Origin of the sequence: Sheuella amnicola (assembly GCF_010499255.1) — a bacterium.
Classification (GTDB): Bacteria; Pseudomonadota; Gammaproteobacteria; order Burkholderiales; family Burkholderiaceae_B; genus Zwartia; species Zwartia amnicola.
On sequence record NZ_JAAGRN010000003.1, the window covers coordinates 1 to 26,781 of the forward strand.

Below are 26,781 nucleotides of genomic sequence, written 5' to 3' on the forward strand. Positions count from 1 at the left end.
CATTGGGTAGAAAGAATCGGGGCTTGCTGAGTTTGATGCGTCGACATCAATGGAAATTGACTGATCAACAGCAAGACAATCTTGCAAAGTATCTGGAGCAGTACCCTGTGCTCGAATCACTTTATCGCGCCAAACAGCGGTTAAACAAAATGCTCTTGATTAAAAATCTTCAGGCTAAACACGCTAAGAGAATTCTGCCCAAACTATTAACGCTCATCGGGCAATTGGCACATAGCCCAGCCAAATCTCTGGCTGCCACCTTGACCTCATGGATTGAGCCCATTGTGCGAATGTGGCGCTTCTCCAAATCGAATGGAATCACCGAAGGATTCCACACTAAAATGGAAATGATGTCCCGTAGGGCCTATGGCTTTAGGAATTTTGAAAATTACCGCTTGAGAGTCTTGGCTCACTGCGGTTGGAACGGCGTTTTTTACCGTGTTTGATGAGTACCCTTCCCCCGATAATGGGGAAGAGCCAGGAAAATGCCTGATTTAAAAAACACCAACTAGTTTCTCGAATTTCATTATCAGCATGAGAATAATTCTCAAATTATTAAAATTATATAGTTGAATTGTACGTTGAGTGCCCTGAGAAACCTAATACATGCTGAGGTTAATTCACAAATTGATTCCAATAGGAACAAATAACCAATTCATCTGCATCTTCAAATATCAAATTAACACTTAAATCCATTAACAAAGGGTTAACCCTAGTAATTAAAAAGGTACAACCCGTTTACATTGATTGCGAATTAATCCCTTTAAAGGATGTGCCGTGATCGAAGAAAGTTCGTCCACAAAACGATTAAGCCTAGGACGTTGGCCGTTGCGGATTTTCGTCATGTTGGTATATGCAATCATGCTGTGCCCCCTCTTCTTCGTCATCGCTTTGAGTTTTTTCAAGGACTCGATCCTGTTCTTTCCCCCCTCCGGTTATACGCTTTCCTGGTATCAAAACGCATGGGAAAATCAATCATTCATCAATGGCTTTATTTTTAGTCTTCAGATCGCATTGATCTCGGCCCTGATTGGCGTCAGCTTAGGGGTCATGGCTGCGCTTGGAATCGTCAGATTCAAATTCTCAGGGGCGCAATACATCAATACGCTACTCCTCTCCCCCCTGTTGATGCCTGGAATCGTTACGGGCATCGCTATATATCTCTTTTATCTGCGGACAGAAAATTTTCTGGATCAGGATATTGTCGGCACTATAGGCGGCTTGGTTTTAGCGCATATTTGCCTGACCATCCCTTGGACGGTCAGGCTGGTTTCTGCCAGCATGCATGGATTGGACGGCTCGATTGAAGAAGCTGCGAGAAATCTGGGGGCGAATAGTCGCGTTGCATTTTTCAGAGTCACGCTTCCGATGTTGCGTCCGGCTATTGTTGCTGCTGCTTTATTCAGTTTCATCGTTTCTTTCGAAAATCTTGAAGTTTCCCTGTCCCTTGTCGGTCCGGGCAATACGACACTTCCGATCGCAATCATGCAATATCTGGAATTCAATCTGGATCCGACGATTGCAGCTGTGTCGACAGTGCAGATACTTTTGCTCGGCGTCATCATGCTGGTGACCGACCGGTTCGTAAAACTCAGTCAGGTGGTTTGATCATGGCGAACGTTTCGTTACTCAATCTCAAGAAACAATTCGGCGGATCAGTCGCTGTATCTGATTTTTCGCTAGAAATCGCAGATGGAGAACTAGTCGCATTTCTAGGTCCAAGCGGATGCGGTAAAACAACAACGCTCAGAATGATCGCAGGCTTTATCGAACCGACCTCCGGACGAATTCTCATCGGCGAAGCAGACGTGACAAACACCCCTGTCCATAAGCGCAATACGGGTATGGTATTTCAACGATATGCATTATTTCCGCATATGACTGTTGCACAAAATGTTTCGTTTGGCCTTGAAATGCACAAAATCGCTGCAACCGAACGAGATAAGCGTATTCGGAATGCGCTCGACATGGTTCGAATGAGTGAACTTAAAGATCGCTACCCCAGGCAACTCTCCGGAGGACAGCAACAACGTGTTGCGATCGCGCGCGCTTTGGCTATAGAACCAAAAGTATTTTTACTGGATGAACCCTTATCCAATTTGGACGCGAAGCTTAGGCTTGAAGTTCGCGAAGAGATCAGAACGCTGCAAAAACGCTTGGGGTTGACGACGATATTTGTCACGCATGACCAGGAGGAAGCTTTAGCCATCTCGGATCGGATGGCCATCATGCACGATGGCAAAGTCCAGCAAATCGGTACACCGCAATCAGTTTATGAACAACCAACCAATCTGTTTGTGGCTGACTTTTTAGGAAAAATGAATTTCTTCAATGGCGCCCCGACAGGTGATCGACAATTCTTGACAGAACATGGCGTGACCCTCAAGGTCGGGCATCTCAAGCCCGACACCACCATCATCGGCATCAGACCGGAGAGGACAGAACTCTGGTCCGAACCCAATGCCGGTAATCATGTACCCGTATCCGTTCAAAACATCTCATATCTTGGCGCACATATTCATGTCCAACTGGAAGGTCCGGGCAGACAGCGTCTCACTTGCCAGATTCCAAACACAAGGGAACAGCGCAAAGATACGCTTCTAAAAACCGGCGCCAATCTTTACCTTGGATTCAAGGACACGGACTGCGCAATTTTCAACGAGCGGAGCCATCGATGAGATCGCTCAAAAGCGCAGACACCAATCAGTCAGGAAGCCGGCTTGGAATACTGCTGGCATTTCCATCATCGCTAGTCGTCTTTATCATCATCATGATTCCGATCTTGCTGATGTTTCGCTACAGCTTTAATCACCATGACCCTGTAGATATAATGCGCGAAGGATTTACGCTTGACAATTACATCAAATTCTTCAGTGATGCGTATTACAGAGGTGTTTTCTTAGACACACTGAAAATTGCAGCCATTTGCACATTTCTGGCTCTAGTGATGGGTTTTCCGGTTGCGTATTTTCTGGCCAAAACCCAAACCAAGCATAAAAGCCTGCTCATTATTCTGCTTGTGTTTCCGCTCATGGTCGGCAACGTGGTACGTGCAGCGGGATGGATGGTTGTGCTTGGAAACGCCGGGGTGGCTAATTCAATCCTGATATGGACTGGTTTGATTGATCAGCCGATCAAACTGCTTTACACCCCATTGGCCGTCGTCATTGGAACAACCGCGGTTGTTCTTCCGTACATGATCCTCACCTTGCAAAGTGTTCTAGAAGGAATCGACTTCACTGTTGAAGAGGCCGCTCAAAACCTTGGGGCAAATTTTTTCACTACTTTTTTCCGAATTGTCCTGCCGATCGCTGCACCCGGAGTGGCTGCCGGCACTATGCTTGTATTCATTCTTTGCATGAATGCATACGCTACTCCCGTCCTGCTGGGCGGCAGCGGCATCACCATGATGGCGCCATCCTTATACGGACAAATCGCCAAAGCCTCAAACTGGGCGTTTGGCTCAAGCCTAGCTCTGATTCTAGTGATCGCAACCATGATGATGGCACTATTTTCCAGCTGGATGATTCACAGACGGTATGTCAAAACCATGGCCTCCTGATACAGCGTTCAGGCGGCAACACTTCGAACCCACATAATCTGACAGAAAGGCAACCATCGATGGCTACCACAACCCTCGGAGTCAAAGTCGAAGATTCATTGCGTGAAAGACTTAGACTGGCTGCCTCGCGTATCGGAAAAACACCTCATTGGCTTCATAAACAGGCACTTCAAGCCTACATTGAAAGAATCGAGCGAGGAGAGATCCCTCCGGAATTGAATCATGCTCTTGAAGATCGTTCGCACCATTTTTCAGACGGCAACTTTACGGAAACAACTCATGCTATTCCATTCATGGAGTTTGCCCAAGACATTCAGCCTCAATCGGTTCTGCGCGCGGCCATCACTGCCGCTTATCGTCGTCCGGAACAAGATGCATTGCCACAATTACTTGAGGCGGCTCGCTACCCTGATCAAAACCGAGTGCAGGAATTAGCAGCAACCTTAGTAGCATCGCTGCGGAAAAAAAGAAGCAAAGGCGGCGTTGAAGTTCTTTTGCAAGAGTTCTCGCTTTCTTCGCAAGAGGGTATCGCTTTGATGTGTCTTGCCGAAGCCCTACTCCGGATACCGGACATCGCGACACGCGATGCATTGATTCGAGACAAAATTTCCCGAGGCGACTGGAAGTCCCACATGGGTGGTTCGCCATCGCTGTTCGTCAACGCCGCGACTTGGGGCCTCATGCTGACGGGCAAACTGGTATCGGTGAGCAGCGAAAAGTCCTTATCCAACGCGATTACGCGACTGATTTCCAAGGGAGGAGAGCCTTTGGTGCGCAAAGGCGTGAATATGGCCATGCGCTTAATGGGCGAACAATTCGTTTCCGGACAAAGCATTACAGAGGCTCTTGCAAATAGCGCAAAAAGCGAGGCTAAAGGCTTCGGACACTCGTACGATATGCTTGGCGAGGCGGCGATGGACGCCGCAAGCGCGAAGTTCTATTACTCTCTTTACGAGCAAGCGATTCACGCAATCGGTAAACATGCCGCCAAACGCGGAATTTATGAGGGACCGGGAATTTCGATCAAACTTTCGGCACTGCACCCACGATACAGTCGCGCCCAACGCGAGCGGGTCATGTCGGAGTTGCTTCCTGATTTATTGTCACTTGCACGATTGGCCCGAAGCTATGACATCGGTTTGAATATCGATGCTGAAGAGGCCGACAGGCTTGAGCTGTCCCTTGATCTTCTCGAAGCACTGTGTTTCGATCCCTCGCTTGCTTCCTGGCACGGCATAGGTTTTGTCGTTCAAGCTTATCAAAAGCGCGCACCATTCGTCATAGACTATCTGATAGATCTTGGGCGGCGCAGCCAGCATCGACTCATGATCCGACTTGTCAAAGGCGCATACTGGGATTCGGAAATCAAACGCGCCCAACTGGATGGCCTTGAGGGCTATCCGGTCTTTACAAGAAAGGTCTATACGGATGTTTCTTATCTGGCATGCGCTCGAAAATTGCTCGGATCCCCCGACGCTATCTTTCCTCAATTTGCGACGCATAATGCCCATACAGTCGCATCAATATTTCACATGGCAGGCGAAAACTTTTACAAAGGTCAGTATGAGTTCCAATGTCTGCATGGAATGGGCGAACCCTTGTATGAAGAAGTCACTGGCCCCATATCTGAGGGTAAGCTCAATCGTCCTTGCAGGATTTACGCGCCTGTGGGCACACATCAAACGCTCTTGGCGTACTTAGTCAGGCGATTACTTGAAAATGGCGCGAATACGTCTTTCGTTCATCGCATCAACGATGAAACCATTCCGATTTCGGCGTTAATTGAAGATCCCGTCGATCAGGCTAAAAAAATCCTTCCGCCTGGTCAGCCTCATGAGCAAATTCCGCTGCCGCGTGAACTATTTGGATCAGCATCCTCGGGGGCGAGAAAAAACTCCTACGGATTTGATCTGAGCAATGAGCATAGGCTGGGATCACTAGCAGCTGCCTTGCTACAAAGTACTGAAAACAACTGGAAGGCTGCACCAATCATCTCTGAACAAGACGATTTACTAGCGTCTGAACGGTTCATGCCTGTACATAATCCAGCCGATAGGCGTGATATTGTCGGGTATGTTGCATACGCCAGTCCTAACGAATTGGCTATCGCCCTCAAAATCGCCAAACGGACCTTTCCAATCTGGCAAGCGACACCCGCAGAGGAAAGAGCGCAATATTTACAGCACAGCGCAGAACTACTTGAGTCAGAAATGCAATCGATCATCGGCCTCATTGTGCGTGAGGCAGGAAAAACACTACCTAATGCCATAGCTGAAATCAGGGAAGCGATAGATTTTTTGCGCTATTACGCCGATCAGGCTAAAGAGCACATCAATAATGCAACTCATAGGGCGATCGGACCTGTCCTTTGCATAAGTCCTTGGAACTTTCCACTTGCCATTTTTATCGGGCAGATCGCTGCGGCGCTTGCCGCAGGCAACGTGGTTCTGGCGAAACCTGCCGAACAAACATCCTTGATCGCAGCTCAAGCGGTCCGGATTCTGCACGAAGCCGGCATTCCAAGAAATGTTCTGCAACTGTTGACAGGCCCGGGAGAAACCGTCGGTGCTGAACTCGTTGCGGCACCTGAAATCTGTGGCGTGATTTTCACCGGATCGACTGATGTTGCCAAAATCATCGCGCGGAAACTTGCGTTGCGTCTGAACGAAGATGGTCAGCCCATCACATTCATTGCGGAAACAGGTGGCATCAACGCAATGATCGTTGACTCCTCCGCCTTGCCGGAACAGGTTGTTGCCGACACGTTGACGTCAGCGTTCGATTCAGCCGGTCAGAGATGCTCCGCGTTACGTTTGTTGTGCCTGCAGGAAGATAGCGCGGATCATGTTCTGGAAATGCTGCACGGCGCCATGCGAGAGCTCACTATGGGAAATTGTGATCGCTTGGCTACAGATATTGGACCGATCATTGACGCCGATTCACAAAAATCAATCGCTCATTACATTGACCAGATGCGCTCAAACGGACATGTAGTCACTCAAATCAATCTTGGTGACCAGTGTGCGAATGGATACTTCATTGCACCCACTGTGATCGAACTCAACTCGATCGATCAATTGAAAAAGGAAATCTTCGGACCCGTTCTGCATGTTGTGCGCTACAAACGACAAAATCTTGACCATGTGATCGAATCGATCAACCTACTCGGTTATGGATTGACGTTCGGCATTCACTCTAGGATAGACGAAACCGTGAAGCATGTCCTGTCAAGTATCGAGGCAGGCAACATCTATGTGAATCGAAACATTGTTGGAGCTGTTGTTGGCGTGCAGCCTTTTGGCGGATCTCGTCTATCCGGCACAGGCCCTAAAGCCGGTGGGCCAATTTATTTGTATAGATTACTAAGCAATTACCCGGCCAATTTGCCGATTTCGGTGAACAGTCATTTTCAAGGATCGGTTGAAACAATACTTGCCGGACCGACTGGAGAGCGCAACACTTATAGGTTGAGCCCGCAAGGCCATATATTGTGCATCGCATCAACAGAAATCGGATTTGAATCGCAAATGAAACTTGTACTCGAATCAGGCAATCGACCGATCTGGATCGAAAGCGAAAAAGTCTCGATGTGGATGAGGAATAATCATATCGATCAATCTTCGTGCCAGCTCATCGCCGATCAGGCGCTTGAACAAACCAATTTCCAGTCAGTATTATTTGAAGGCGATACTGATGAGTTAAAAAATTTAAATTTCCGAATTGCAAATCGATCGGGACCGATCGTCACTGTGCAAAGCAAGTCCTCCGATGCATTAGCCTTGGGCGAACACTACAGGATTGATTTATTACTACGCGAACAATCCATCAGTACGAATACAGCGGCTGCCGGTGGCAACGCTTCACTGATGACGATTGGTTAAGTAAGTCCTAGATAAAAAAATAAGCGAATTTTCGAATACTCAAAACCTGGAGAAAATATGGCGAACTCAAGCATGACTGACAACATCGATGTCGGTGAAGAAATTACCAAATTGATGTTCGAGCCTAAAGGCATGAACCCCGCAATACCTGCCACTAGTCGGGACCGGGGTATGGGACCATACAATCGCCTGGTATTACGTGGCGCAACAGTGATTGATGGCACAGGTGCCCCACCTTCAGGGCCCGTTGATATAGTGGTCGAGGGTGGTCGAATCACTGAACTAAAAATCGTCGGCTCTCCAAATAAGGCAATCAATCCGGCAAATAGGCCTGCACCAGGCGATCATGAAATCGATTGCCATGGTAAATGGGTTACTCCGGGGTTAATTGATTGTCACGCCCACGTTGGTACGCCTTGGCATGGCATGAGCGGTCAAGTTCCAACAGCAGACTATGTCTATAAACTCTGGCTGGCACATGGCGTAACTACCGTTCGCGAGATGGGATCAATGAACGGAATGGGCTATATGCTTGCTCAACGTGAAGCATCCGAAAAAAATGAGATCGCAGCACCCAGATTGATACTGCACGCCTACTTTCCAGCAGTCAATGAAAGAATCAAGACTATCTATACGCCGGAACAAGCTAAGGAATGGGTGCGACGCATTAAAGACCGCGGCGCCGATGGCATCAAGTTCTTTGGCGCACCTCCGGCAATCATGAAGGCGGCGTTGGAAGAGGCTACAAAACAAGGCCTTAGGACGGGATGCCATCATGCCCAAATGGCCGTCACGCGCGTAAACGCGTTAAAGTCAGCTCAATGGGGTTTAAACAGTTCTGAACATTATTACGGAATTCCAGAGGCGTTATTCGAGAACAGGATCGTTCAGAATTTTCCTGCTGACTACAACTACGGAGACGAATATTTCCGCTTCTCCGTCTCCGGACAAATGTTTATGCAGGCCGCACAACCCGGTAGCAGAAAATGGAATGATGTTCTGGAACAATTTCTGGAAACCGGACATACCTTCGTTCCAACATTCGGAATATATGACGCCAACCGCGATCTCATGCGTGCCCGAAGAGCCGATTGGCATGGCGACTATACCGTGAAGACCATCTGGAAATATTTCCAACCCCAACGTGGCGGTCACGGAGCATACTGGTACCGATGGAGTACCACAAATGAAGTGGAATGGAAGCAAAACTATCGCTTATGGATGCAATTCGTCAATGAATACAAAAATTTAGGAGGCCGGGTTTGCACGGGCAGTGACTCCGGATTTATTTATCAAATTTTTGGGTTTGGCTTGATACGCGAACTCGAATTGCTTCAAGAGGCTGGATTTCATCCTATCGAAGTCATGCGATCTGCTACATCAATGGGAGCGGAACTTCTCGGCATTGACGATGACACAGGATCAATCGATTTAGGTAAACGCGCAGATTTACTTGTACATGATCTAAATCCACTCGAAGACTTCAAACTGATGTATGGCACAGGAGCGATTCGTCTAAATGATGAGACAGGTAAAGCCGAATGGAAGAGATCCTTACGTTACACGATTAAAGCGGGTCTGATCTTCGACACTGAGCAATTGCTTGCCGATGTCCGTGATATTGTGAATCAAAGTTGGAGCGATGACGACCATGACCGACCGCCAAAGCGTTGATTTAATCGTCTTGTGCGGTTTTCTAGGAAGCGGCAAAACAACTTTGCTTGTTGATTTTTTACGACAAGACCATTTACACGATACGGCAATCATCGTAAATGAGTCGGGTGAAATCGGCATTGATGGCGCATTGGTCAACGAAAGCACCAATGATTCCAGCATGACTCTTCTGGCAAATGGTTGTGTTTGCTGCTCATTACGCAGCAATTTAGTCGATACAGTTATCGAATTACTTGAGACTCCTCGTCCTGAAGGCGCGCCTCCGTTATCGCGCATCATACTGGAGACCAGCGGAATTTCGCGTCCGGGTCCTATTCTGGCATCGCTTTCCGACGAATACTTGGCGCAACGTGGATTGAGAGTCAGCGTAATTTCGACTTTTGACGCCGAATTCGGTGAAATCAGACATGATCAATTCGACGAGGCCGCCGCGCAACTCGCAGCTGCACAAAAAATCGTTTTCACCAAACTGGACAAGGTTAATGACGATACGATAAGTAAACTGCATGCACGAGTCGCGCAGATTAATCCATTAGCCGAGTTGATTTATGACAGAAATCGCGCAAAACTTGTTCAAAATGCATTCCTAAACAAACCTGAATTCGAACGCAGTCTTACCGACATGGCTGTCATTGCGATGACATCTGCATCAATCGATAAAGGGCACTCACGTATTCATGTCTTGAAAGGAGTTGCAACGAGTGAGCTCGATTGGGATGACTTGTCCTGTTGGCTGGATGACCTTGCTGGCATTTGCGGTGAAAAACTATTGCGCGTGAAAGCACTCGTGCACGTTTCGGACTGCGAGGAACCCATCCTGATTCAAGGAGTTGGGACGACTTACGGTATGCCAAGACGCATGACACAACAGCGATCCACTCCCGATATCATCGTTGTTATCACCCGCGACATCCACTGCGACGAAATCATGAGCCTTTTACCAGAGACGAAAATATTTTTAACTTCCTTAAACGTATCATCCGGTAATCAAACCAAGGACAACCGTCCGCTTTTTTCCAAAGAGGTTTCGCATGCAATCAACTAATATGAAGCGACGTTCTTTTCTGCAATCTTCATCCGCATTACTAGCTGCTTCGGGATTACCTCTGCTATCAGGCAACGTTCTTGCACAAGAAAGCAATGTAATCGTCGGAACTTGGGGGGGAGACTATCAGAATTTATTGCAAAAAATCGTCAACCCCATTTCGGGATCAAGTATTGTTTTCGATACAGGCAACGCTGTCGCCCGTGCAACAAAAATCCGTGCAGAAAAAAACTCTCGTCGAGGATCAATGGATGTCGCCCTTTTACAGGATATCGACATGTACGATTTATCCCTTGGCGGCCTGCTCGAACCTGTCACGGAAAAAAATACTCCTAACATTGCGAACGCGTACGATCAATTCAAAACCGGGTACTCCATTCCCCATATTTTCAGCGCGATGGTTCTTGTCTACAACAAGGAAAAAATCCCCACACCTCCAGACTCGTTCGCTGCCGCAATCGATCCTAAATTCAAGGGACGTGTCGGATTCTCGGACATTCTTCATATTGCCAACACATTATTCGTTGGGTTAGCCAATGGTGGCAATACCTCAAGCTTTAATGCCGGAATGAAATTTCTTGCCGAAATCCGGAAAAACGATCCAAAAGTTTTTCCTTCAAACGAAGCAGTGGCGGCGGCACTCAAATCCGGCGAAATTTGGATGACCTGCATGTGGAAGGCTCGTGCACTTCAATGGCAAGATGCAGGTTTGCCGTTAGGATTTGTCCTTCCAAAAGAAGGCGCTGTCGCGGTCACATTTGAAGGTGGCGTACCGAAAAATGCTCGAAACAAACCTGGTGCATGGAAATACCTTAACGCCATGATGGATCCCAAAGGACAGGTTGAATTTGCCAAAGCAATGGGATATGCCCCCACAGTTCGCAATGCCGATTTACCTGCTGATTTAAGGGCACGTGTCAGCTTCACCGATAGCGAACTCAAGCGTGTGTTCGCTTACGATTCTAAAAACTTGATTGCTCAAAAATCAGAAGTGCTTGAGTATTGGAACAAATCATTCAAGGCAGGAATGTAATAGGAATCCTCATGTCTGATCACGATCTGGCCGGCACTGCCTGGCAAATTAGTCCAAGCCAATATTTGAGCTCGCGGCCTGAAGAGTTCGGCCTGCCGGATCGTCCGGATTCGCTTTACATCACTATGCGGGATGGATGTCGCATTGCGATCGATGTCTACCTGCCACAAGGGATAAATCCAGGTGCGACGTTTCCCGCAATTACCATTTTCACACCCTATTTTCGCCGCTTCAAAACGATTGAAAAAAGTGTGGAACCGAGTCCGAATGCCGCGAAATATCGTGACTTCTTTGTCCCGAGAGGGTACGCATTAGTCGTGATTGATGTCAGAGGAACGGGGGCAAGCTTTGGTGTTCGAGAATCCCTTCGTTCACCAAAAGAGCGAGAGGATTCCCGTGAAATCGCCGACTGGATTATTGCGCAACCTTGGTCCAATGGCATAATCGGTTCGACTGGAATTTCATATCTGGGCGCAGCAGCATGCTTTCTGGCAAGTACTGGACACCCGGCAATTAAAGCAATTGCCCCACTCTTTTCGGTTTCCGACATATACAACGAGCAATTATTTCCAGGGGGGATGCTGTCTCGCGTCTGGAGCAAAAGTTATGATGAATTGATGGTAGCACTCGATCATAATGATGCCGAAAAAATTTCGCACTTTCCGTACTTCAATGATCCAAGGCTTAATGGTCCCCAACCAGTCGACGACGATATAGATGGTATTGAACTGCAAGCTGCAATCCGGGAGCATAAAGATAATTTCAGACTTCATGACATGATGCCAGAGCTCGCCTTTCGCGACGAAGGCCCTATTCATGCCCCTGAGCTCAATACGGATGCCTGCAGTCCTTTTTACTATCAAAAAAAGGGCACTATAAGCGGTGTACCAATATATTCAATATCGGGATGGATGGACGGCGGCGGTTACGCTAATGGGTCAATCACTCGCTTTCTAACTATGGCGGGTCCTCATGATCGTTTATTACTTGGCCCTTGGGATCATGGGGCACGCACAAATGTATCGCCATTCAGAGAACAAATTGCACCACAATTTTCAATACTTGCTGAAGTACTGCGCTTTTTCGACGAACATTTGCTGGGTATGAATACCGGAATCGACAAAGAGGATAAGGTGCACTACTTCAGCATGCATGAAGAAGCATGGCGCGGAACCAACCACTGGCCTCCTAGAGCGAGCAAGCGTCTTTACCTGACGCATGACGACTCCCTATCAAATCAGCAACCTACTCATGCAAGTCTAAAGTCATATCAGGTGCATTTTGAAACTACGACCGGTAGTCAAACTCGTTGGGAAAGATTAGGGGCCGCCAATGTCACTGATTATTTCTTCGACTGGAGTGGTCGCGATCAGTCACATCTGAAATTCACTTCGACACCTCTTGATCATGACATCGAATTAAGCGGACACATCATAGCCAGCATTAATCTTTCCAGTTCCGAGCGGGATGCTGCCTTGTTCGTCTACGCATCCGAGGTAAAACCTGACGGCACAACCATTTATATTACCGAGGGAATGCTGCGCGCCCTGCATAGAGCACAATCCAAGTGTCCCGAAGAGTACATCACTACTTGGCCGTATCGCCGATTCTTCAGATCCGATGCAAAATTACTGCAACCGGACAGGGCGGAAAGATTGGAGTTTGCTCTTTTACCAACCTCCTGGACTCTAAAAAAGGGAAATCGGCTCAGAATTTCCATAGCAGGCGCGGATGCGGATCATTTCCCTCAAATACCGAATGGAATGCCTCCTTGTCTAAACCTGATACTAGGAGGTGAAAACGGCTCTTTTGTTGAGGTACCGATACTTTAATAAGCACCCTCCACCAAAGAGATTTTCGATCTATGCTTGCGTGCAATCCTGCTCGTGGAGCGTATACATGCTTATCCAACGTTTTTTCCAACATATCCCTTGCGCAATTGCATTGATCCTGACGGTCTTTGTCTTGCCGGCCTCTTATGCCGCTTACCCTGAAAAACCTATCCGCCTTATAGTTCCATTCGCTCCGGGGGGCGGCACAGACCAAATATCCCGTGCCCTGGGTGCCGGCCTTGCTCAGCAACTTGGCCAACCCGTCGTGATCGAAAACAAGCCAGGTGCCGGCACCATCATCGGGATGGATACGGTTGCCAAAGCTACGCCCGATGGTTACACCATCGTCATGGCAACTTTCGCGCATGCAGTCAATCCAAGCCTGCAAACCAACCTTCCTTATTACAATGATTTTTCCTTTTCCCCTATCGCGCTGATTGCACGGGGTCCGAATGTACTTGTGGTGCGATCGGACAGCCCCTTCAAAAGCGTGAATGAAATCATTAATGCAGCCAAGGCGTCCCCCGGAAAATTAACATACGCATCACAAGGCAAAGGGACCTCAGCACATTTGGCCGGTGAAATGTTCAACAATCTGGCGAAAATCGATATGACACATGTTCCATATCGTGGTGCAGGACCGGCAATGACTGATGTTCTCGGTGGTCAGGTCGATATGATTTTTGGTACAGCAGCTGCAGTCGCACCTTTACTGGCAAGCGGAAAATTACGAGCTCTGGGAATCACGAGTGCCACGCCGTCTCCGAAATTTCCCGGCATGCCTGCCATTTCCGAAATCATTCCCGGCTACGCTGTCGAAAGTTGGTACGGGCTATATGCTCCTGCGAACACCCCAGTCAATGTAATTGATGCCCTCAATACAGCTACCAAAAATGCCGCCGCAAATCCAGAGTTCATCAAAAAAATTGAGCAGGAAGGCCTAACGATTAAAGCCACTACACCCGAAGAACTCGAGGAATATGTATTAGGCGAGCAAAATCGCTGGCAAAGAATCATTCACGAAAACAAAATTCAACTCAATTGAAATACAGCGATCAATTCAATCTTCTGGAGTGCCGTATGGAATACAAACTGCTTACTATGCAAGTGCAAGCCGCCATTGCCACAATCACGTTCAATCGTCCTGAAAAACGTAATGCCATGAGTGACGATATGCGCACCGAATTCATTCATGCTCTCGAACATGTAACCGCAGACAAGGGCATTCGAGCGTTGATCATCACCGGAGCCGGCAAAGGATTTTGTGCTGGCGGCGATGTTGCCGGAATGCAGAGGCGAATGAGTGCACCAACCGGAGAAATCGGATTCAATGGCTGGCATCGTCAACAACGAGTTCATCACACTCAAAGCCTCCTACACGACATGCCCAAACCAACCATTGCGGCAGTCAATGGTGCAGCATCCGGACTTGGCGCAGATACAGCACTGGCATGCGATTTCATCATCGGCAGCGAATACGCCAATTTCACCTGGTCCTACATCAATCGCGGCATTATTCCGGATGGGGGCGGGATGTACTTTCTGCCGCGTCGAGTTAGCCTGTCTATTGCCAAACAACTTATATTCTCCGGTCGTAAAGTCGATGCGCAAGAAGCACTTTCGCTTGGCATCATGGATCGGATGACAACCTCAACGAATTTGTTGACTGATGCTCAATCCTGGGCTGAGGAATTGAGTCAAGGATCCGGCACGGCTCTCGCTCTAAGCAAATCCATCCTGAATCAGACTTACGAGTCATCGGCGCACCAAGTGTTCGCTCAAGGCAGCCAAGCTCAGGGAATCTGCTATACCAGCACCGAGCATCGGACGGCCGTACTTGCCTTTCTTGCCAAAAACAATCCAAAAATCTGAATTCAAATGAATCAAATCTCCCGCCTGATGAATCCTCGCAGGGTCGCCGTGATCGGCGCATCCGCAGACACTTCCAAAACAGCCGGACGCCCTGTGTCCTACCTGCTCAAACATGGATTTGCGGGTGAGATTTATCCGGTCAACCCGAAAACGACTGAAATATGCGGCTTACCTTGCTATGCAGATATCGCATCCATACCGGAAGTGCCTGATGTGGGTGTCGTCTTATTAGGTGCAGAACGAGCGCATCAGGCGGTGCGTGAATTATCCGAAAAAGGATGTGCAGCAGCGATTGTGCTTGCAAGCGGCTACACGGAAGTCGGTGAAGACGGCGCGAAACGACAGCAACAATTGCGTCAAGCTGCAGGCCGTATGCGTATTCTGGGGCCAAATACGATCGGCCTGGTCAACATCACGGATAACGTAGTGCTATCGGCATCAGGTGCGCTTGAGATGGATCGTTTTCCGTCGGGATCCGTTGGGGTCGTTTCTCAAAGCGGCGGTATTCTGGGAGCGCTGCTTTCACGTGCCGCAGCTCGCGGAATCGGCTTATCCAAACTGATATCGACCAGCAATGAAGTGGACCTGGAACTCGCCGACTTCATTGACTGGCTTGTCGAAGATCCCGCCACTAAAGTTATCGCCCTGTATGTCGAATCGATTCGCGATACAAATCGATTTCGTTCGGCGGCGCTGCGAGCACTGCACGCCGGTAAGCCAATCATCGCATTCAAGATCGGACGCTCCGAGGCGGGCGCGAAGGCAGCTATCTCTCATACCGGTGCCCTCGCCGGAGCCGACAGCATGTACGACGCACTGTTCAGGCAAATCGGCGTGATTCGCGCGCATCGTTTTGATGATTTGCTCGATATTCCCTCGGCCTTGGTAACAGGTCGCAAGCTTTACGGCAAACGCATTGCTATCCTGACCTCAACAGGCGGGGCCGGTACGTTGGTATCCGACGACTTGGGGGTAAGAGGTTTCGAGACACCCGCTCCGGATCCGGAAACCGCCGACAAGCTGCGCGCATTGCAAACCGGAGACCATGCCGCGCTGGATCGCAATCCTATCGATGTCACACTTGCCGGCCTGAAACCCGATTTATTACGCGGGGCCATCCGAGCGCTACAAAGCAGTCCGACCTATGATGCGCTTGTGATCATCGTCGGATCCTCCGCCCTAGCCATGCCAGAATTAATGTCTAATGCGATCAAGAGTTGCCTGTCGGATTCCGACAAGCCTGTGCTTGCCTATGTCAGCCCCTACGCGCCTCACGTCGCGTCGATCTTGACTCAAAATGGAGTCCCGGCGTTTTCATCACCAGAAAGCTGCAGCACGGCACTCACAGCATTACTACACGCCACAAACATACCGAAAAGTACATTACCGAGCATATCGATCAAGACAATCGCTTTACCCGAATTGCCAAAGGGCGCACTTAATGAAGAAGAAGCCAAACGCCTCTTTGCGACATTTGGCATCCCCTGTACGCGTGAAATGATTGTCCGGGATTTGACTCAGGCGCAAAATGCCGCAAAGCAAATCAATGAAAGTGTTGCCCTTAAGATACTCTCATCCGAAATTCTGCATAAAAGCGATGTAGGTGGCGTCGCCATCAATTTATCTGCCGATGAAATCGGCAAAAAACTGACCGAAATGACTAAAACAGTCGAATCAAAAACCGGAATCACGCCGGATCGGTTTCTCATTCAGGAAATGGTACGCGGCGGAACCGAAATGATTCTGGGCATGCATCGCGATTCTCTAGGATGTGCAATTTTATTGGGCATGGGGGGAGTTGCTGCAGAACTCTTCAAGGACACGACCATGAGATTGCTGCCGATTGCCGGAGGCCTGACACGCGAAGAAGCTCATGCCATGATTAAAGAACTCAAAACATGGCCATTGCTGGATGGATACCGTGGTCGGCTTAAAGCAGATATCGAAGCGTTGATCGATGCCATCATGGCATTTTCGGAAATGGTGGCACAACTCGGAGAAAAACTCGTCGAGGCCGAAATCAACCCTCTGTTCGTGCTTGATAAGGGGCAAGGTGTCAAGGCGGCCGACGGCATTGCCATCCTGGCCTGATCCTCAAGCAGAAAAGTCGCAACACATCTGACTGAGCATGACGATTGATGCGAGAAAATTACTGGGCTGATGACGTCGATACATGGCGACATAAGTTGTCGCAGGCAATGCCGGTGTGACTTGCAGTTCTTGCAATTGCTCCGGACCGGACCACAACCGCATGCATTTCCTCGGCAAATAACTGATACCGATTCCCGAGCGGGTCAGCCCCATCAGCGCGATCATGCTGTTGGTTTCGATAAATTGCGTGGAAGAAATGCCCTTGGCCTTAAGCCAGCGATCATAGATAAGCCCTGTTCCCGATCGCGCGCCTTGCGTCAGCAGATTGTAGTTTGCTAGATCAAGTAATCTGATGGGACCGGATTCTTTAACATAGCCCGGCTTGCACATCCATGCGTTTTCAACCTGACCTATTCGGGTCGCTACCGCATTATCGCGCTCGAAAGCATCGGGCACGAATATCAAATCCGTTTCATCGGACATCAGTTTGTCTCGCAGCGTGACGCTCGACTCAACCTCCGGTTCAAGCGTGACGCGCGGATAATTTATACGAATTAATTCGATCAACTTCGGCAGCCAGGTCATCGCAGTCAACTCTGTGACCCCAAGCCTTAATCTTCTTTCGATCACACTCGGATTCAGTAACTGCTCGATTGCCGCATCGCGCTGCGCCAAAAGTTTTTTGGCCAACACAAACATTTCTTCCCCCTTTTCGGTCAAAGTCGCTTTGCGTGAATGCCTTTCGAACAATGGAATGCCAAATGCTTCCTCCAGTTCATGAATCCGCTTTGAGATGGCCGATTGAGTGGTGTTCAGCTTTTTCGCTGCTTGAGCAAAACCGCCAAGTTCAGCGATCCAATAGATCGCGTCGAGCTGTTTAAAGGTCAACATTGCTAATTACCTAGTACTAACCCTAGTCTATACATGAATTTTTAGAATCAATAATCATACAAAAAAATCACTTTTTTTAATCTGATAATGTCACGATACTTTCATCTTTCCGAATAAATAAGATTAAAAATGACTTTTCCAATCGCGGATCGACTTCAGGTCGTCAAACCCTCACCAAGCATGGCGGCAAAAGTCAGAGTAGATGCCTTGCGCGCAGCGGGTGTTGAAGTGATCGACTTCACGATCGGCGAACCCGACTTTCCGACCCCCGATCACATTGCTCAAGCCGGAATTACTGCAATCAATCAAGGCGTGACTCGATACACGGCATCAACCGGAACATTGGCTTTACGCCAGGCAATCGTTGATAAATTACGCAACGAAAACGGTCTGGACTACACAGTCGCAAATATCATCGTGGGTGGCGGTGCAAAACAGGTGATATTCAGTGCATTTGCCGCGACAATTAATCCTGGTGATGAAGTCATCGTGCCCGCGCCTTACTGGGTTTCCTATCCGGACATGGCGCTTCTGCATGGCGGACGTCCGGTCTTTGTAACGTGCCATCCTGCAAACGGATTCAAGCTCACCGCTCAAGCGCTCGAAAACGCAATCACGCCTCGCACACGCTGGCTTGTTCTGAACACGCCAAACAATCCGACCGGTGCGGTTTACACGCATGACGAACTCGTCGCCTTGGCCAAGGTTCTCGAAAAACACCCGAATGTTTTGCTCATGACCGACGAAATATACGAGCATTTCGTCTATGAAGGCGTCAAGCACGCCTGTCCTGCTGCGGTAAGCAATGTTTTGCGCGACCGAACCCTGCTGATCAATGGATTATCGAAGTCATATGCTTTCACTGGCTGGCGAATCGGATATGGCGCAGGTCCCGCCGATTTGATTAAGGCGATTAACCTACTGTTGTCACAAAGCACCTCGTGCGCCAGCGCCATCAGTCAAGCTGCGGCAGTTGTTGCTTTGAGCGGCCCCCAGGAGTGCGTAAGTCAAAACGTTTCGAACTATGAGATCAGGCGCAACCTAATCGTTAAACTTCTGAATGACATCCCCGGAATATCCTGCCTGAAACCGGATGGCGCATTTTATGTATTTCCCTCTGTGGAAGGTTTACTGGGACGCAAAACACCGGACGGCAAAAAATTGACCTCCGATATCGATGTGATGAATTATTTTCTGGATTCAGCCAAAGTAGCCACCATCGACGGCACCTCCTATGGCTTATCGCCATATTTGAGACTCTCTTTTGCCACAAGCATCGAGACGATCGAAAGGGGCTGTCGTGCAATGGCTCAAGCGGTTCAATGTTGTACCGATTAACATTTGCAATTACCAAAGGAAAGGAGCATTAGATGCGTAAATATGTACTTACGGCGGTCGCAGCCGTCACGATGTCTTTGATCAGCCATGCCGCATTAGCTGATCAACTTGCTGATATCAAAAAGAAAGGCACTCTGGTCTGTGGCGTACTCGGCACGTCCGAACCTTTCAGCTTCCCAAATCCGCAAACCCGTGAAATCCAAGGTTACGACGTTGATTTCTGTGCCGCCATCGCAAAAAGCCTGGGCGTCAAACTCGAGATCAAACCTGTCGCTGTCGCTGCACGCATACCTGAACTAGTCCAAGGGCGTATCGATGTGATTGCTGCCAACCTGGGTTGGACACCAGAGCGTGCAGAACAGATCGTTTACAGCGACTCCTACTACGCCGCGCTTCAAAAAGCCGCTTCCAAGCGCAGTTCGAACTTCAAGTCCGCGGATGACCTGGCTGGAAAGCGCATCAGCTCGACCAAGGGATCCACGTCAGAAGCAGCGATCAAAACAAAATACCCCACCGCCATTTCGGTCACATTCCAGGATCCACCCACCGCATTCCTGGCCATGCAACAAGGTAAAGCCGATGCATTCGTCGTTTCCGAGATGATGCTGCTCAAGCTCAAACAGCAATCCGAGGCCACATCACCGATTGAAATCCTTGAACCGCAACTGGCCGACGAGAAATGGGGCATCGGCATGCGTAAAGGCGAGACCGCACTGATCAACCATGTCAATAGCGTGTTGCAAAAGATGGAAGCTTCGCAAGAAGCGACAGAAATTTTCAACAAGTGGATGGGTGACAAGACCGAGTTCAAAATGAAGCGCGGCTTCAAAATCGAACCGATCAAAGGCTAAATCCTTTCACGGTGATTCAAGTATATGAATGCTTCACTCTTCAGCATGAAACGACGCTATGAGCATTAATTTAGATTTTGGAATGCTGATGCGTTCGGACCACATCTCGGCAATTCTGTCCGGGGTGCGGGTCATGCTGGAGATGACGCTTCTGACGTGGTTGATCGCAATGGTTGTCGGCGTACTGTTGGCAACCTTGCGCATGACTAACTCTAAAATATTGCAATTCATTGTTGCATCGTACGTCGAGTTTCATCAAAACGTACCCATGCTTGTGCATATTTTTCTCTGGTATTTCGGATTTCCTGCATTGCTGCCGATCGTGGCCCAACAGTGGATCAACGGACACGACAGTGGCTTTTACTTTGCTTGCATCGCTGTCGGACTGGTCATGGCCGCCTACATTTCAGAGGCCCTGCGTGGTGGCATCCGATCGATTCCACACGCGCAATACGAGGCTTCTCGCGCGCTTGGCTTAAGCTACCTGCAAACAGCACGCAAGGTGATTTTTCCTCAAGCGTTTCGAATCGCTCTGCCACCAATGGTCAGCCATACGGTCTTACTGTTTAAAAATACCAGTTTAGCCATGGCAATCGGGGTAGCCGAACTGACTTATGTGACACGGGAAATCGAAAACACGACATTCAAGACTTTTGAAATTTACCTGCTGTCCACCATGATTTACCTGGCCATATCACTCATGATCCTGGCTACCGGCAGTTGGCTCGAAGCGCGTTGGCGCCTGATTGAAAGGTGATCTGATGCAAGATATCTTTACAATCCTGAAAGACAATGGCCTGCTGCTTTTAATCGGGCAATATCCTAATGGCCCTCTCGGCGGACTTGCCATCACCTTTCTGGTCTCGGTCCTCGGAATCAGCCTAGCGTTTCCTCTTAGCGTCTTAATGGCACTGGCCCTCACCAGCCCAATCAAATGGGTTCGCAGACCTATTGTCACGATCGTATATTTCCTGCGAGGCGTCCCTCTGGTGATGCTGATTTTCTGGGTATATTTTCTTGTCCCGCTCATCATCAAGCAACCGATCAGCGGTGTTGCGACAATGTTGATTACCCTGGTTTTCTATCAGGCGGCGTATCTTGCCGAAATCGTTCGCGCGGGCATTCAGGGTTTGCCGCGCGGGCAAACCGAGGCCGCTCGTGCCTGCGGTTTGTCTTATATGCAGACGATGCGCAAAGTGATTTTGCCCCAGGCGATCTACAACATGATTCCATCAATGATCAGCCAGTTTGTCTCCACCATTAAGGAAACATCGCTTGGCTATGTCATTAGCATGAATGAGCTGACTTTTGCAGCAAGCCAAGTTAACAACACTTTACTGACCAAGCCATTTCAAGTGTTCTTAATTTTGGCGATGATTTATTTCGTTCTGTGCTTTTCGCTCACGACACTGGCTCGATATGTCGAAAAGCGGATTGCCCAAAAGCGTAAAGGCATCCGCCCAACCACGGCTCGGACTGATTCTCTCGCGACGGCAAACTAACCTACTCCTTCTTCATCCATATACCGGAATACACCATGTCGGCTTCGGACACCTTGATTAAATTTTCTGACGTCAATAAATGGTACGGGGAATACCATGCTTTGGCCGACATCAACGCCCATGTGCGTCGTGGTGAAGTCGTCGTCATTTGCGGTCCATCCGGTTCGGGCAAATCAACGCTGATCCGCACGGTCAACAGATTGGAAGAAATCCAGAAAGGAACCATCGAAATCGATGGCGAAGATATCCACCGCCCCGGTCTGGACATCAATAAATTCCGAAGCAAAATCGGATTTGTCTTCCAAAGTTTTAATCTTTTCCCTCATTTATCTGTTGCCGAAAACATCATGCTGGCCCCAACGACGGTATTGAAACTGGGTAAAGCGCAATCACGTCAAAAAGCGCAGGAACTGCTTGAACGAGTAGGTCTTGGCAATAAAATCGATGCTTACCCTGGTCAATTATCCGGTGGGCAGCAACAGCGCGTGGCTATCGCGCGCGCTTTGGCCATGAATCCTCCTGCGATGCTGTTTGACGAACCCACCAGTGCACTTGATCCTGAAATGGTCGGAGAGGTCCTGCAAGTGATGAAAAGCTTAGCTCGAGAAGGCATGACCATGATGTGCGTCACACATGAAATGGGGTTTGCCCGGGAAGTTGCCGATCGAGTCTGGTTCATGGACCACGGCAAATTGGTCGAAGAAGGGACCCCTGAGTCGTTCTTTTCCAATCCAATAAGCGATCGAGCAAAGAAGTTTCTATCCGATCTACGATCCCACTGAAACGAATTCACCTCCTTCATCATCCCTTAAAATATCCACGAAAATTGCCCGGCAATATCTATTGTCACGGGCGAAATGGATTTTTTGAGAACGCCTACGATGATGAACCTCCCACCGCATCAACTCACGATGACCGTGTTGATGACCCCCGATACCGCCAACTTCTCCGGCAATGTCCACGGGGGTACGATTCTTAAATTGCTCGACCAGGTTGCGTATGCCTGTGCCAGTCGTTACGCACGCAAATATGTCGTCACGATGAGTGTGGATCAGGTGATTTTCAAGCAACCGATTCATGTCGGTGAGATGGTGCACTTTCTGGCTTCGGTGAATTACACCGGCAAGTCATCAATGGAGATCGGCATCAAAGTCATTGCCGAAAATATTCAGGATCAGGTGGTTCGCCACGTCAACAGCTGTTTTTTCACTATGGTTGCAGTGGACGATAATCGCCAACCTGTAGAAGTTCCCGCGCTTAAACCATCGACTCCCGAAGAAATCAAACGCTTCGAGGCTGCGAAAGCGCGCAAGGCCTCCAGGCTAGCCTTACAAAACAAGACTGAAGATATTTTCAAACCAATTGACAAAACATAAATAAAGAAAAGTTCGCTTATCCGACAGAATAAAAATTAAGGCGCAAATTGAGTAACTTAAATCGCGACATAAGAGAAAATAAAAAGCGAGCACTTACATCTGTTGTCGGTCTGACAACCCCTGTAGCCATGGGCTACATTCCACTAGGCGCCGTGTTCGGTTTTTTGTTCGTTCAGGCTGGCGGGGATGGCTGGATGGCCATTCTGGCAAGCATCATCGTCTATGCCGGCGCAACGCAATACATGATGATCCCCATGCTCGCTGCAGGCATGTCCGTAGCGACCATAGCTTTCGCGACACTCATCGTGAACTCCCGTCATATGTTCTATGGCCTGTCTTTGCTCAACAAGTTGCCTGAGCAACGATCACTGCGCTGGTATCTGATTTTTGCTCTTACAGACGAAACATATTCCGTTCTGACCACATTGCCAGAGGACACTCAACGCAAGCTCATGGCACTGATTGCGATGCTGAACCAGGCCTGGTGGATCATCGGAACGACCATTGGCGTCATCCTGGGCGCACAATCGCGCATATCACTGTCCGGACTTGACTTTTGTCTGACGGCTCTTTTTGCAGTGCTCACCGTAGAACAATGGCGAAAACGCACAAATAGCAGCCCCTTATGGATCGCACTGGGATCATATGCCATAGCTTACGCACTCGCTCCAAAGCACGCACTTGTCATTTCCATCGGATTGAGCATAAGCGTCAATTTACTGATTCAGGCAAGAGTTGCACCCAATGCGGCAGGGTCGAAATAATGGATCATTTTTACGTTGTTACCGTCATCTTCGCAATGGGTCTGGTTACATTCGCCCTACGTGCACTTCCGTTCATTGCGGCTCAATGGTTGCAAAAACACCCCATGATAGAACGCCTCGGGCAATCACTGCCCCTGGCGATCATGTCGCTTTTACTCATTCATTCCGTGATCGGGTCATCAAGCGAACATGATGCCGGTCCGTGGTTCGAGCTGATCGCGATTACTTTGGTTGTACTTCTGCAGTGGTTTAGCAAAAACCCCTTGCTCAGCATTCTTGCGGGGACCGCCTTGTATGTGTTACTAAGAAATCTCGGCGTCCACTAAGGAGACAACAAATTGAAAAAAATAATCGGAAGTCTGATCGGCGTTTTAACTCTGAGTTCGAGCTTGACTGTGCAAGCACAGCAGCCCACGGGACAGCAACCGGCAAAACAACAACAACCCCCCTTACCTATCGCTACACCTCAATCACAGGGATTTTCAGCCGAAGGAATCAAGCGAATCGATGCATTCATGAAGCAGGAGATTGCTAACAATCAGATGCCTGGTGCAGTATTGGCCGTAGCCAAAAACGGCAAACTCGTCATTTATGAAGCTTACGGTTATCGAAACAAAGCGACGAGCACGCCGATGACCAAGGACACAATTTTTGAGTTGGCGTCCATGACAAAAATAATGACCGCCGTCAGCGCACTCACTTTTTATGAAGAAGGTAGCCTGACTCTAAAAAGTCCGGTCTCGCGTTGGTTTCCTCAATTCAAAAACATGAAAGTGGCCAAGGTTGCTGCCGATGGAACCATGACAACCGAAAATGCGAAAAATCAAATCACCATCCAGGATTTGATGCGCCACACAACGGGCCTAACCTATGGCGGTCGGGGCGACACGCCTGTTCATAAACAATTTCCGGCTGGTTCGGTTGTATCTGCATTGACACTGACCGGTCCGGAATTCATGGAAAAGCTCTCCTCCGCCGCTCTACTTCACGAACCCGGAACAGTCTGGAATTACGGTTTCGGGCTCGATGTGCTGGGCCTGATCCAAGAGAAAATGACCGGCAAGCCACTAGGTCAAATCATGCGTGAACGCATATGGGACAAAGTAGGCATGGTCGACTCCGGCTTTGCCATTAACGATAAGAACCGAGACCGCTTCGCTCACCCATTGCCAACCGACCCCATTACAGGCAAGCCTCAGTCTATGGACATTTTGTCCAAGCCTCTTAAGTTCGATTGTGGGGGCGGTTGTGCATACGGAACTGCTGCCGACTATCTTCGTTTCGGTCAAATGCTGATCAACGGCGGGACGATCGATGGAAAACGAGTCTTAGGGCCTCAGACCGTCGCGTTCATGACATCAAACCACCTTGGTAAAGACATCAAAAACGAGTTGACCGCCACGGAAGCCGGGCGCGCGGGTTACGGGTTCGGTCTAAGTGTCGCGGTTCGAATGGACAGAGGCATTGCGGCGATTAACGGCAACGTCGGTGACTACACCTGGAACGGAGCTTATGGCACGACCTTCTGGGCTGATCCGAAAGAGAAAATGGTTGTCGTGATGATGGCAGCGACCCCCGGCGAAATCCGCAAAGAATATCGTGAGCGGATTAATGCCTTGATCTACGGAGCGCTCGAAAAATAATCCTGTCTGTTTTCGAACGACTCAACTCAATCCTGTGTGCAACATTCATGTCGCATACAGGGTTGAACTTTTAGCGCATTTCGAATAATTCCTGATGAAACCGATTAGCCGGCAAGCCCGCAGCATTAAAATCAAGTCGTAGCGATCGACCAAATTCAGATGGGCCACAAAACCAGACATCGGCCTGATTCCATTGGGCAACAAGTTCCATGATCCGATTCGCGTCCAAACGACCATCGCGCTGACTAGTGATCACGTGCAATGTAACTCCTGCGACTTGGGCTTCGTTTTCGATCAGCTTAACTGCCTGGTCATCGAGCATCGAAGTGACGTAAAAAAGGTCGATTTGTTTGCCATCCGGATTGCTCTGCAAATGTTGCAGTCTTGAAATAAAAGGCGTGATTCCGATACCCGCCCCAACCCAGATTTGCCTGGGTTGATTTCCGCGAAACGTGAATTGACCATAGGGGCCTTCGACTTTGACAACATCTCCAATATGAACCGATTTGGACAAGTTGCGCGTGTAATCGCCCAATGCCTTGATAATGAACGTAATCTTCCCATCGTTCGCCCAAGCCGATGCAATGGTAAATGGATGCGCACCTTCTTGTTCATGTAGAGTCAGAAAAGCGAACTGTCCGGACCGATGGCCCGGCCAGCGATCCCTGAACTGAATATTGATCTCGGTCGTTTTCAACGCGTCGAAAGATCTGATTGAAGCCACTTCTCCAATCCGTTGACGATGTATGGCCACTTTTCGAAATAAAACCATAACCGCCCCATACACACCCGAAGCGAGCAAGACAGCCAACATGAGACCAACAGGGCTTTTCCAGTCGGAATAATTCAGCAGAACAACCGAATGCCATGCCAATAATAGATAAACCAATGCAAGCAATCGATGTGTTTTAAAAAAATAGCGATAAGGGAACCACTTTACGAGCGCAATCACAATCAATATGATCGCGGCGTAAAACGACCACTCGCCCAAATCTTTTGCCAATCCCCGCTGTCCGGAAAAGAATTGCTGTAATAAATCCGGATCTGGGATCTTGCTCTTAGGCCCCTTAGGTTGCCGTTCGAGCAATCCAAGATTAGTTAACCATTTTGGACCTTTGATAATCAGCCAATGAGTGATCGCCAAAGTCAGTCCGGCGATACCCATCCATTTATGCAAGCGATACATCTTGTCCAAGCCGCCCAACGTCGATTCGAGCCAGCTTGGCCGCAGAGCCAACACCATCCCGACACTCATGACGCCAATGCCAAGCAATCCACTGTACTGGATCAGCAAGTCACGCCAAGCTCTGAAGTTATTTGTTTGATTAAAAGCATTCCAGTCCGTGACAATCCAAAATGCGCTAATGACAAACAGGACAAAAAATAAGCTGAGTTTGATATTTTTCAAAATAAAAATGCAGAAATT

23 protein-coding genes are annotated in these 26,781 nt (G+C 48.8%); 21 read left to right on the forward strand and 2 right to left on the reverse strand.

Annotation, left to right across the window (positions count from 1 at the left end; translation table 11 throughout):
• The 12 genes from G3I67_RS04870 to G3I67_RS04925 form a co-directional block, all read left to right on the forward strand.
• Window positions 1-446 (forward strand): transposase (locus G3I67_RS04870; protein WP_203583549.1); only part of this gene is annotated, 446 nt, incomplete at its 5' end.
• 397 nt (window positions 447-843) lie between these two features.
• Window positions 844-1,608, forward strand: a complete 765-nt coding sequence (locus tag G3I67_RS04875; RefSeq protein ID WP_163652146.1) for an ABC transporter permease — start codon at window positions 844-846, stop codon at window positions 1,606-1,608.
• A gap of 2 nt (window positions 1,609-1,610) precedes the next feature.
• Window positions 1,611-2,678, forward strand: a complete 1,068-nt coding sequence (locus tag G3I67_RS04880; protein ID WP_163652148.1) for an ABC transporter ATP-binding protein — start codon at window positions 1,611-1,613, stop codon at window positions 2,676-2,678.
• Complete coding sequence (locus tag G3I67_RS04885; protein WP_163652150.1) at window positions 2,675-3,562, forward strand: ABC transporter permease; 888 nt, start codon at window positions 2,675-2,677, stop codon at window positions 3,560-3,562. Before G3I67_RS04880 ends, G3I67_RS04885 begins: the two co-directional genes overlap by 4 nt.
• Before the next feature lie 59 nt (window positions 3,563-3,621).
• Window positions 3,622-7,443, forward strand: coding sequence for a trifunctional transcriptional regulator/proline dehydrogenase/L-glutamate gamma-semialdehyde dehydrogenase (putA, locus tag G3I67_RS04890; protein ID WP_163652152.1), 3,822 nt, complete (start codon window positions 3,622-3,624; stop codon window positions 7,441-7,443).
• A 57-nt stretch (window positions 7,444-7,500) separates the two neighbouring features.
• A complete protein-coding gene (locus tag G3I67_RS04895) occupies window positions 7,501-9,117 on the forward strand; it encodes an amidohydrolase family protein (protein WP_203583550.1) in 1,617 nt (538 codons plus the stop codon).
• Complete coding sequence (locus tag G3I67_RS04900) at window positions 9,095-10,162, forward strand: CobW family GTP-binding protein (protein ID WP_163652154.1); 1,068 nt, start codon at window positions 9,095-9,097, stop codon at window positions 10,160-10,162. The genes G3I67_RS04895 and G3I67_RS04900 overlap by 23 nt, the downstream gene beginning before the upstream one ends.
• Complete coding sequence (locus G3I67_RS04905; RefSeq protein ID WP_163652156.1) at window positions 10,149-11,195, forward strand: ABC transporter substrate-binding protein; 1,047 nt, start codon at window positions 10,149-10,151, stop codon at window positions 11,193-11,195. The genes G3I67_RS04900 and G3I67_RS04905 overlap by 14 nt, the downstream gene beginning before the upstream one ends.
• A gap of 11 nt (window positions 11,196-11,206) precedes the next feature.
• On the forward strand, window positions 11,207-13,027 hold the full coding sequence (locus tag G3I67_RS04910) for a CocE/NonD family hydrolase (protein WP_163652158.1): 1,821 nt from the start codon (window positions 11,207-11,209) through the stop codon (window positions 13,025-13,027).
• Between the two features lie 67 nt (window positions 13,028-13,094).
• On the forward strand, window positions 13,095-14,072 hold the full coding sequence (locus G3I67_RS04915; protein WP_163652160.1) for a tripartite tricarboxylate transporter substrate binding protein: 978 nt from the start codon (window positions 13,095-13,097) through the stop codon (window positions 14,070-14,072).
• A gap of 35 nt (window positions 14,073-14,107) precedes the next feature.
• Window positions 14,108-14,899, forward strand: a complete 792-nt coding sequence (locus G3I67_RS04920) for an enoyl-CoA hydratase/isomerase family protein (protein WP_163652162.1) — start codon at window positions 14,108-14,110, stop codon at window positions 14,897-14,899.
• A gap of 6 nt (window positions 14,900-14,905) precedes the next feature.
• Window positions 14,906-16,990 (forward strand): acetate--CoA ligase family protein, encoded by a 2,085-nt coding sequence (locus tag G3I67_RS04925; protein ID WP_163652164.1) that lies wholly within the window; start codon window positions 14,906-14,908, stop codon window positions 16,988-16,990.
• Between the two features lie 3 nt (window positions 16,991-16,993).
• On the opposite strand, the gene G3I67_RS04930 is transcribed toward G3I67_RS04925, so the two are convergent.
• Window positions 16,994-17,881, reverse strand: a complete 888-nt coding sequence (locus G3I67_RS04930; RefSeq protein WP_203583551.1) for a LysR family transcriptional regulator — start codon at window positions 17,879-17,881, stop codon at window positions 16,994-16,996.
• Between the two features lie 129 nt (window positions 17,882-18,010).
• Between G3I67_RS04930 and G3I67_RS04935 the strand changes: the two genes are divergently transcribed.
• The 9 genes from G3I67_RS04935 to G3I67_RS04975 all read left to right on the forward strand — a co-directional run bounded on the left by G3I67_RS04935 (window position 18,011) and on the right by G3I67_RS04975 (window position 25,355).
• Window positions 18,011-19,219 (forward strand): aminotransferase class I/II-fold pyridoxal phosphate-dependent enzyme, encoded by a 1,209-nt coding sequence (locus G3I67_RS04935; RefSeq protein WP_163652166.1) that lies wholly within the window; start codon window positions 18,011-18,013, stop codon window positions 19,217-19,219.
• 32 nt (window positions 19,220-19,251) lie between these two features.
• Window positions 19,252-20,070, forward strand: a complete 819-nt coding sequence (locus G3I67_RS04940; RefSeq protein WP_163652168.1) for an ABC transporter substrate-binding protein — start codon at window positions 19,252-19,254, stop codon at window positions 20,068-20,070.
• A gap of 58 nt (window positions 20,071-20,128) precedes the next feature.
• On the forward strand, window positions 20,129-20,827 hold the full coding sequence (locus tag G3I67_RS04945) for an amino acid ABC transporter permease (RefSeq protein WP_163652170.1): 699 nt from the start codon (window positions 20,129-20,131) through the stop codon (window positions 20,825-20,827).
• Between the two features lie 4 nt (window positions 20,828-20,831).
• Window positions 20,832-21,572, forward strand: coding sequence for an amino acid ABC transporter permease (locus G3I67_RS04950; protein ID WP_163652172.1), 741 nt, complete (start codon window positions 20,832-20,834; stop codon window positions 21,570-21,572).
• Between the two features lie 53 nt (window positions 21,573-21,625).
• Entirely contained in the window at window positions 21,626-22,354 is a 729-nt protein-coding gene (locus G3I67_RS04955) for an amino acid ABC transporter ATP-binding protein (RefSeq protein ID WP_163652840.1), read from the forward strand.
• A gap of 102 nt (window positions 22,355-22,456) precedes the next feature.
• Window positions 22,457-22,948, forward strand: coding sequence for an acyl-CoA thioesterase (locus G3I67_RS04960; RefSeq protein WP_163652843.1), 492 nt, complete (start codon window positions 22,457-22,459; stop codon window positions 22,946-22,948).
• A 47-nt stretch (window positions 22,949-22,995) separates the two neighbouring features.
• Window positions 22,996-23,712 carry an AzlC family ABC transporter permease gene (locus G3I67_RS04965; RefSeq protein WP_235931697.1) on the forward strand — a complete coding sequence of 239 codons (717 nt, stop codon included), beginning with the start codon at window positions 22,996-22,998 and terminating at the stop codon, window positions 23,710-23,712.
• On the forward strand, window positions 23,712-24,038 hold the full coding sequence (locus G3I67_RS04970) for a branched-chain amino acid transport AzlD family protein (RefSeq protein WP_203583552.1): 327 nt from the start codon (window positions 23,712-23,714) through the stop codon (window positions 24,036-24,038). The genes G3I67_RS04965 and G3I67_RS04970 overlap by 1 nt, the downstream gene beginning before the upstream one ends.
• A 12-nt stretch (window positions 24,039-24,050) precedes the next feature.
• Window positions 24,051-25,355, forward strand: a complete 1,305-nt coding sequence (locus G3I67_RS04975; protein WP_163652174.1) for a serine hydrolase domain-containing protein — start codon at window positions 24,051-24,053, stop codon at window positions 25,353-25,355.
• A 70-nt stretch (window positions 25,356-25,425) separates the two neighbouring features.
• Here the strand turns inward: G3I67_RS04975 and G3I67_RS04980 are convergent, their stop codons facing one another.
• The gene (locus G3I67_RS04980) at window positions 25,426-26,763 is read right to left on the reverse strand and encodes a ferredoxin reductase family protein (protein WP_163652176.1); all 1,338 of its coding nucleotides are present in this window, start codon (window positions 26,761-26,763) and stop codon (window positions 25,426-25,428) included.
• Window positions 26,764-26,781 lie beyond the last annotated feature (18 nt).

Coding starts and splice junctions, on each gene's coding strand:
- G3I67_RS04935 (WP_163652166.1), top strand. CDS start 18,011: ATGACTTTTCCAATCGCGGATCGACTTCAGGTCGTCAAACCCTCACCA.
- G3I67_RS04885 (WP_163652150.1), top strand. CDS start 2,675: ATGAGATCGCTCAAAAGCGCAGACACCAATCAGTCAGGAAGCCGGCTT.
- putA (WP_163652152.1), top strand. CDS start 3,622: ATGGCTACCACAACCCTCGGAGTCAAAGTCGAAGATTCATTGCGTGAA.
- G3I67_RS04905 (WP_163652156.1), top strand. CDS start 10,149: ATGCAATCAACTAATATGAAGCGACGTTCTTTTCTGCAATCTTCATCC.
- G3I67_RS04925 (WP_163652164.1), top strand. CDS start 14,906: ATGAATCAAATCTCCCGCCTGATGAATCCTCGCAGGGTCGCCGTGATC.
- G3I67_RS04945 (WP_163652170.1), top strand. CDS start 20,129: ATGAGCATTAATTTAGATTTTGGAATGCTGATGCGTTCGGACCACATC.
- G3I67_RS04920 (WP_163652162.1), top strand. CDS start 14,108: ATGGAATACAAACTGCTTACTATGCAAGTGCAAGCCGCCATTGCCACA.
- G3I67_RS04960 (WP_163652843.1), top strand. CDS start 22,457: ATGAACCTCCCACCGCATCAACTCACGATGACCGTGTTGATGACCCCC.
- G3I67_RS04915 (WP_163652160.1), top strand. CDS start 13,095: ATGCTTATCCAACGTTTTTTCCAACATATCCCTTGCGCAATTGCATTG.
- G3I67_RS04940 (WP_163652168.1), top strand. CDS start 19,252: ATGCGTAAATATGTACTTACGGCGGTCGCAGCCGTCACGATGTCTTTG.
- G3I67_RS04930 (WP_203583551.1), bottom strand. CDS start 17,881: ATGTTGACCTTTAAACAGCTCGACGCGATCTATTGGATCGCTGAACTT.
- G3I67_RS04875 (WP_163652146.1), top strand. CDS start 844: ATGTTGGTATATGCAATCATGCTGTGCCCCCTCTTCTTCGTCATCGCT.
- G3I67_RS04950 (WP_163652172.1), top strand. CDS start 20,832: ATGCAAGATATCTTTACAATCCTGAAAGACAATGGCCTGCTGCTTTTA.
- G3I67_RS04900 (WP_163652154.1), top strand. CDS start 9,095: ATGACCGACCGCCAAAGCGTTGATTTAATCGTCTTGTGCGGTTTTCTA.
- G3I67_RS04970 (WP_203583552.1), top strand. CDS start 23,712: ATGGATCATTTTTACGTTGTTACCGTCATCTTCGCAATGGGTCTGGTT.
- G3I67_RS04895 (WP_203583550.1), top strand. CDS start 7,501: ATGGCGAACTCAAGCATGACTGACAACATCGATGTCGGTGAAGAAATT.
- G3I67_RS04880 (WP_163652148.1), top strand. CDS start 1,611: ATGGCGAACGTTTCGTTACTCAATCTCAAGAAACAATTCGGCGGATCA.
- G3I67_RS04910 (WP_163652158.1), top strand. CDS start 11,207: ATGTCTGATCACGATCTGGCCGGCACTGCCTGGCAAATTAGTCCAAGC.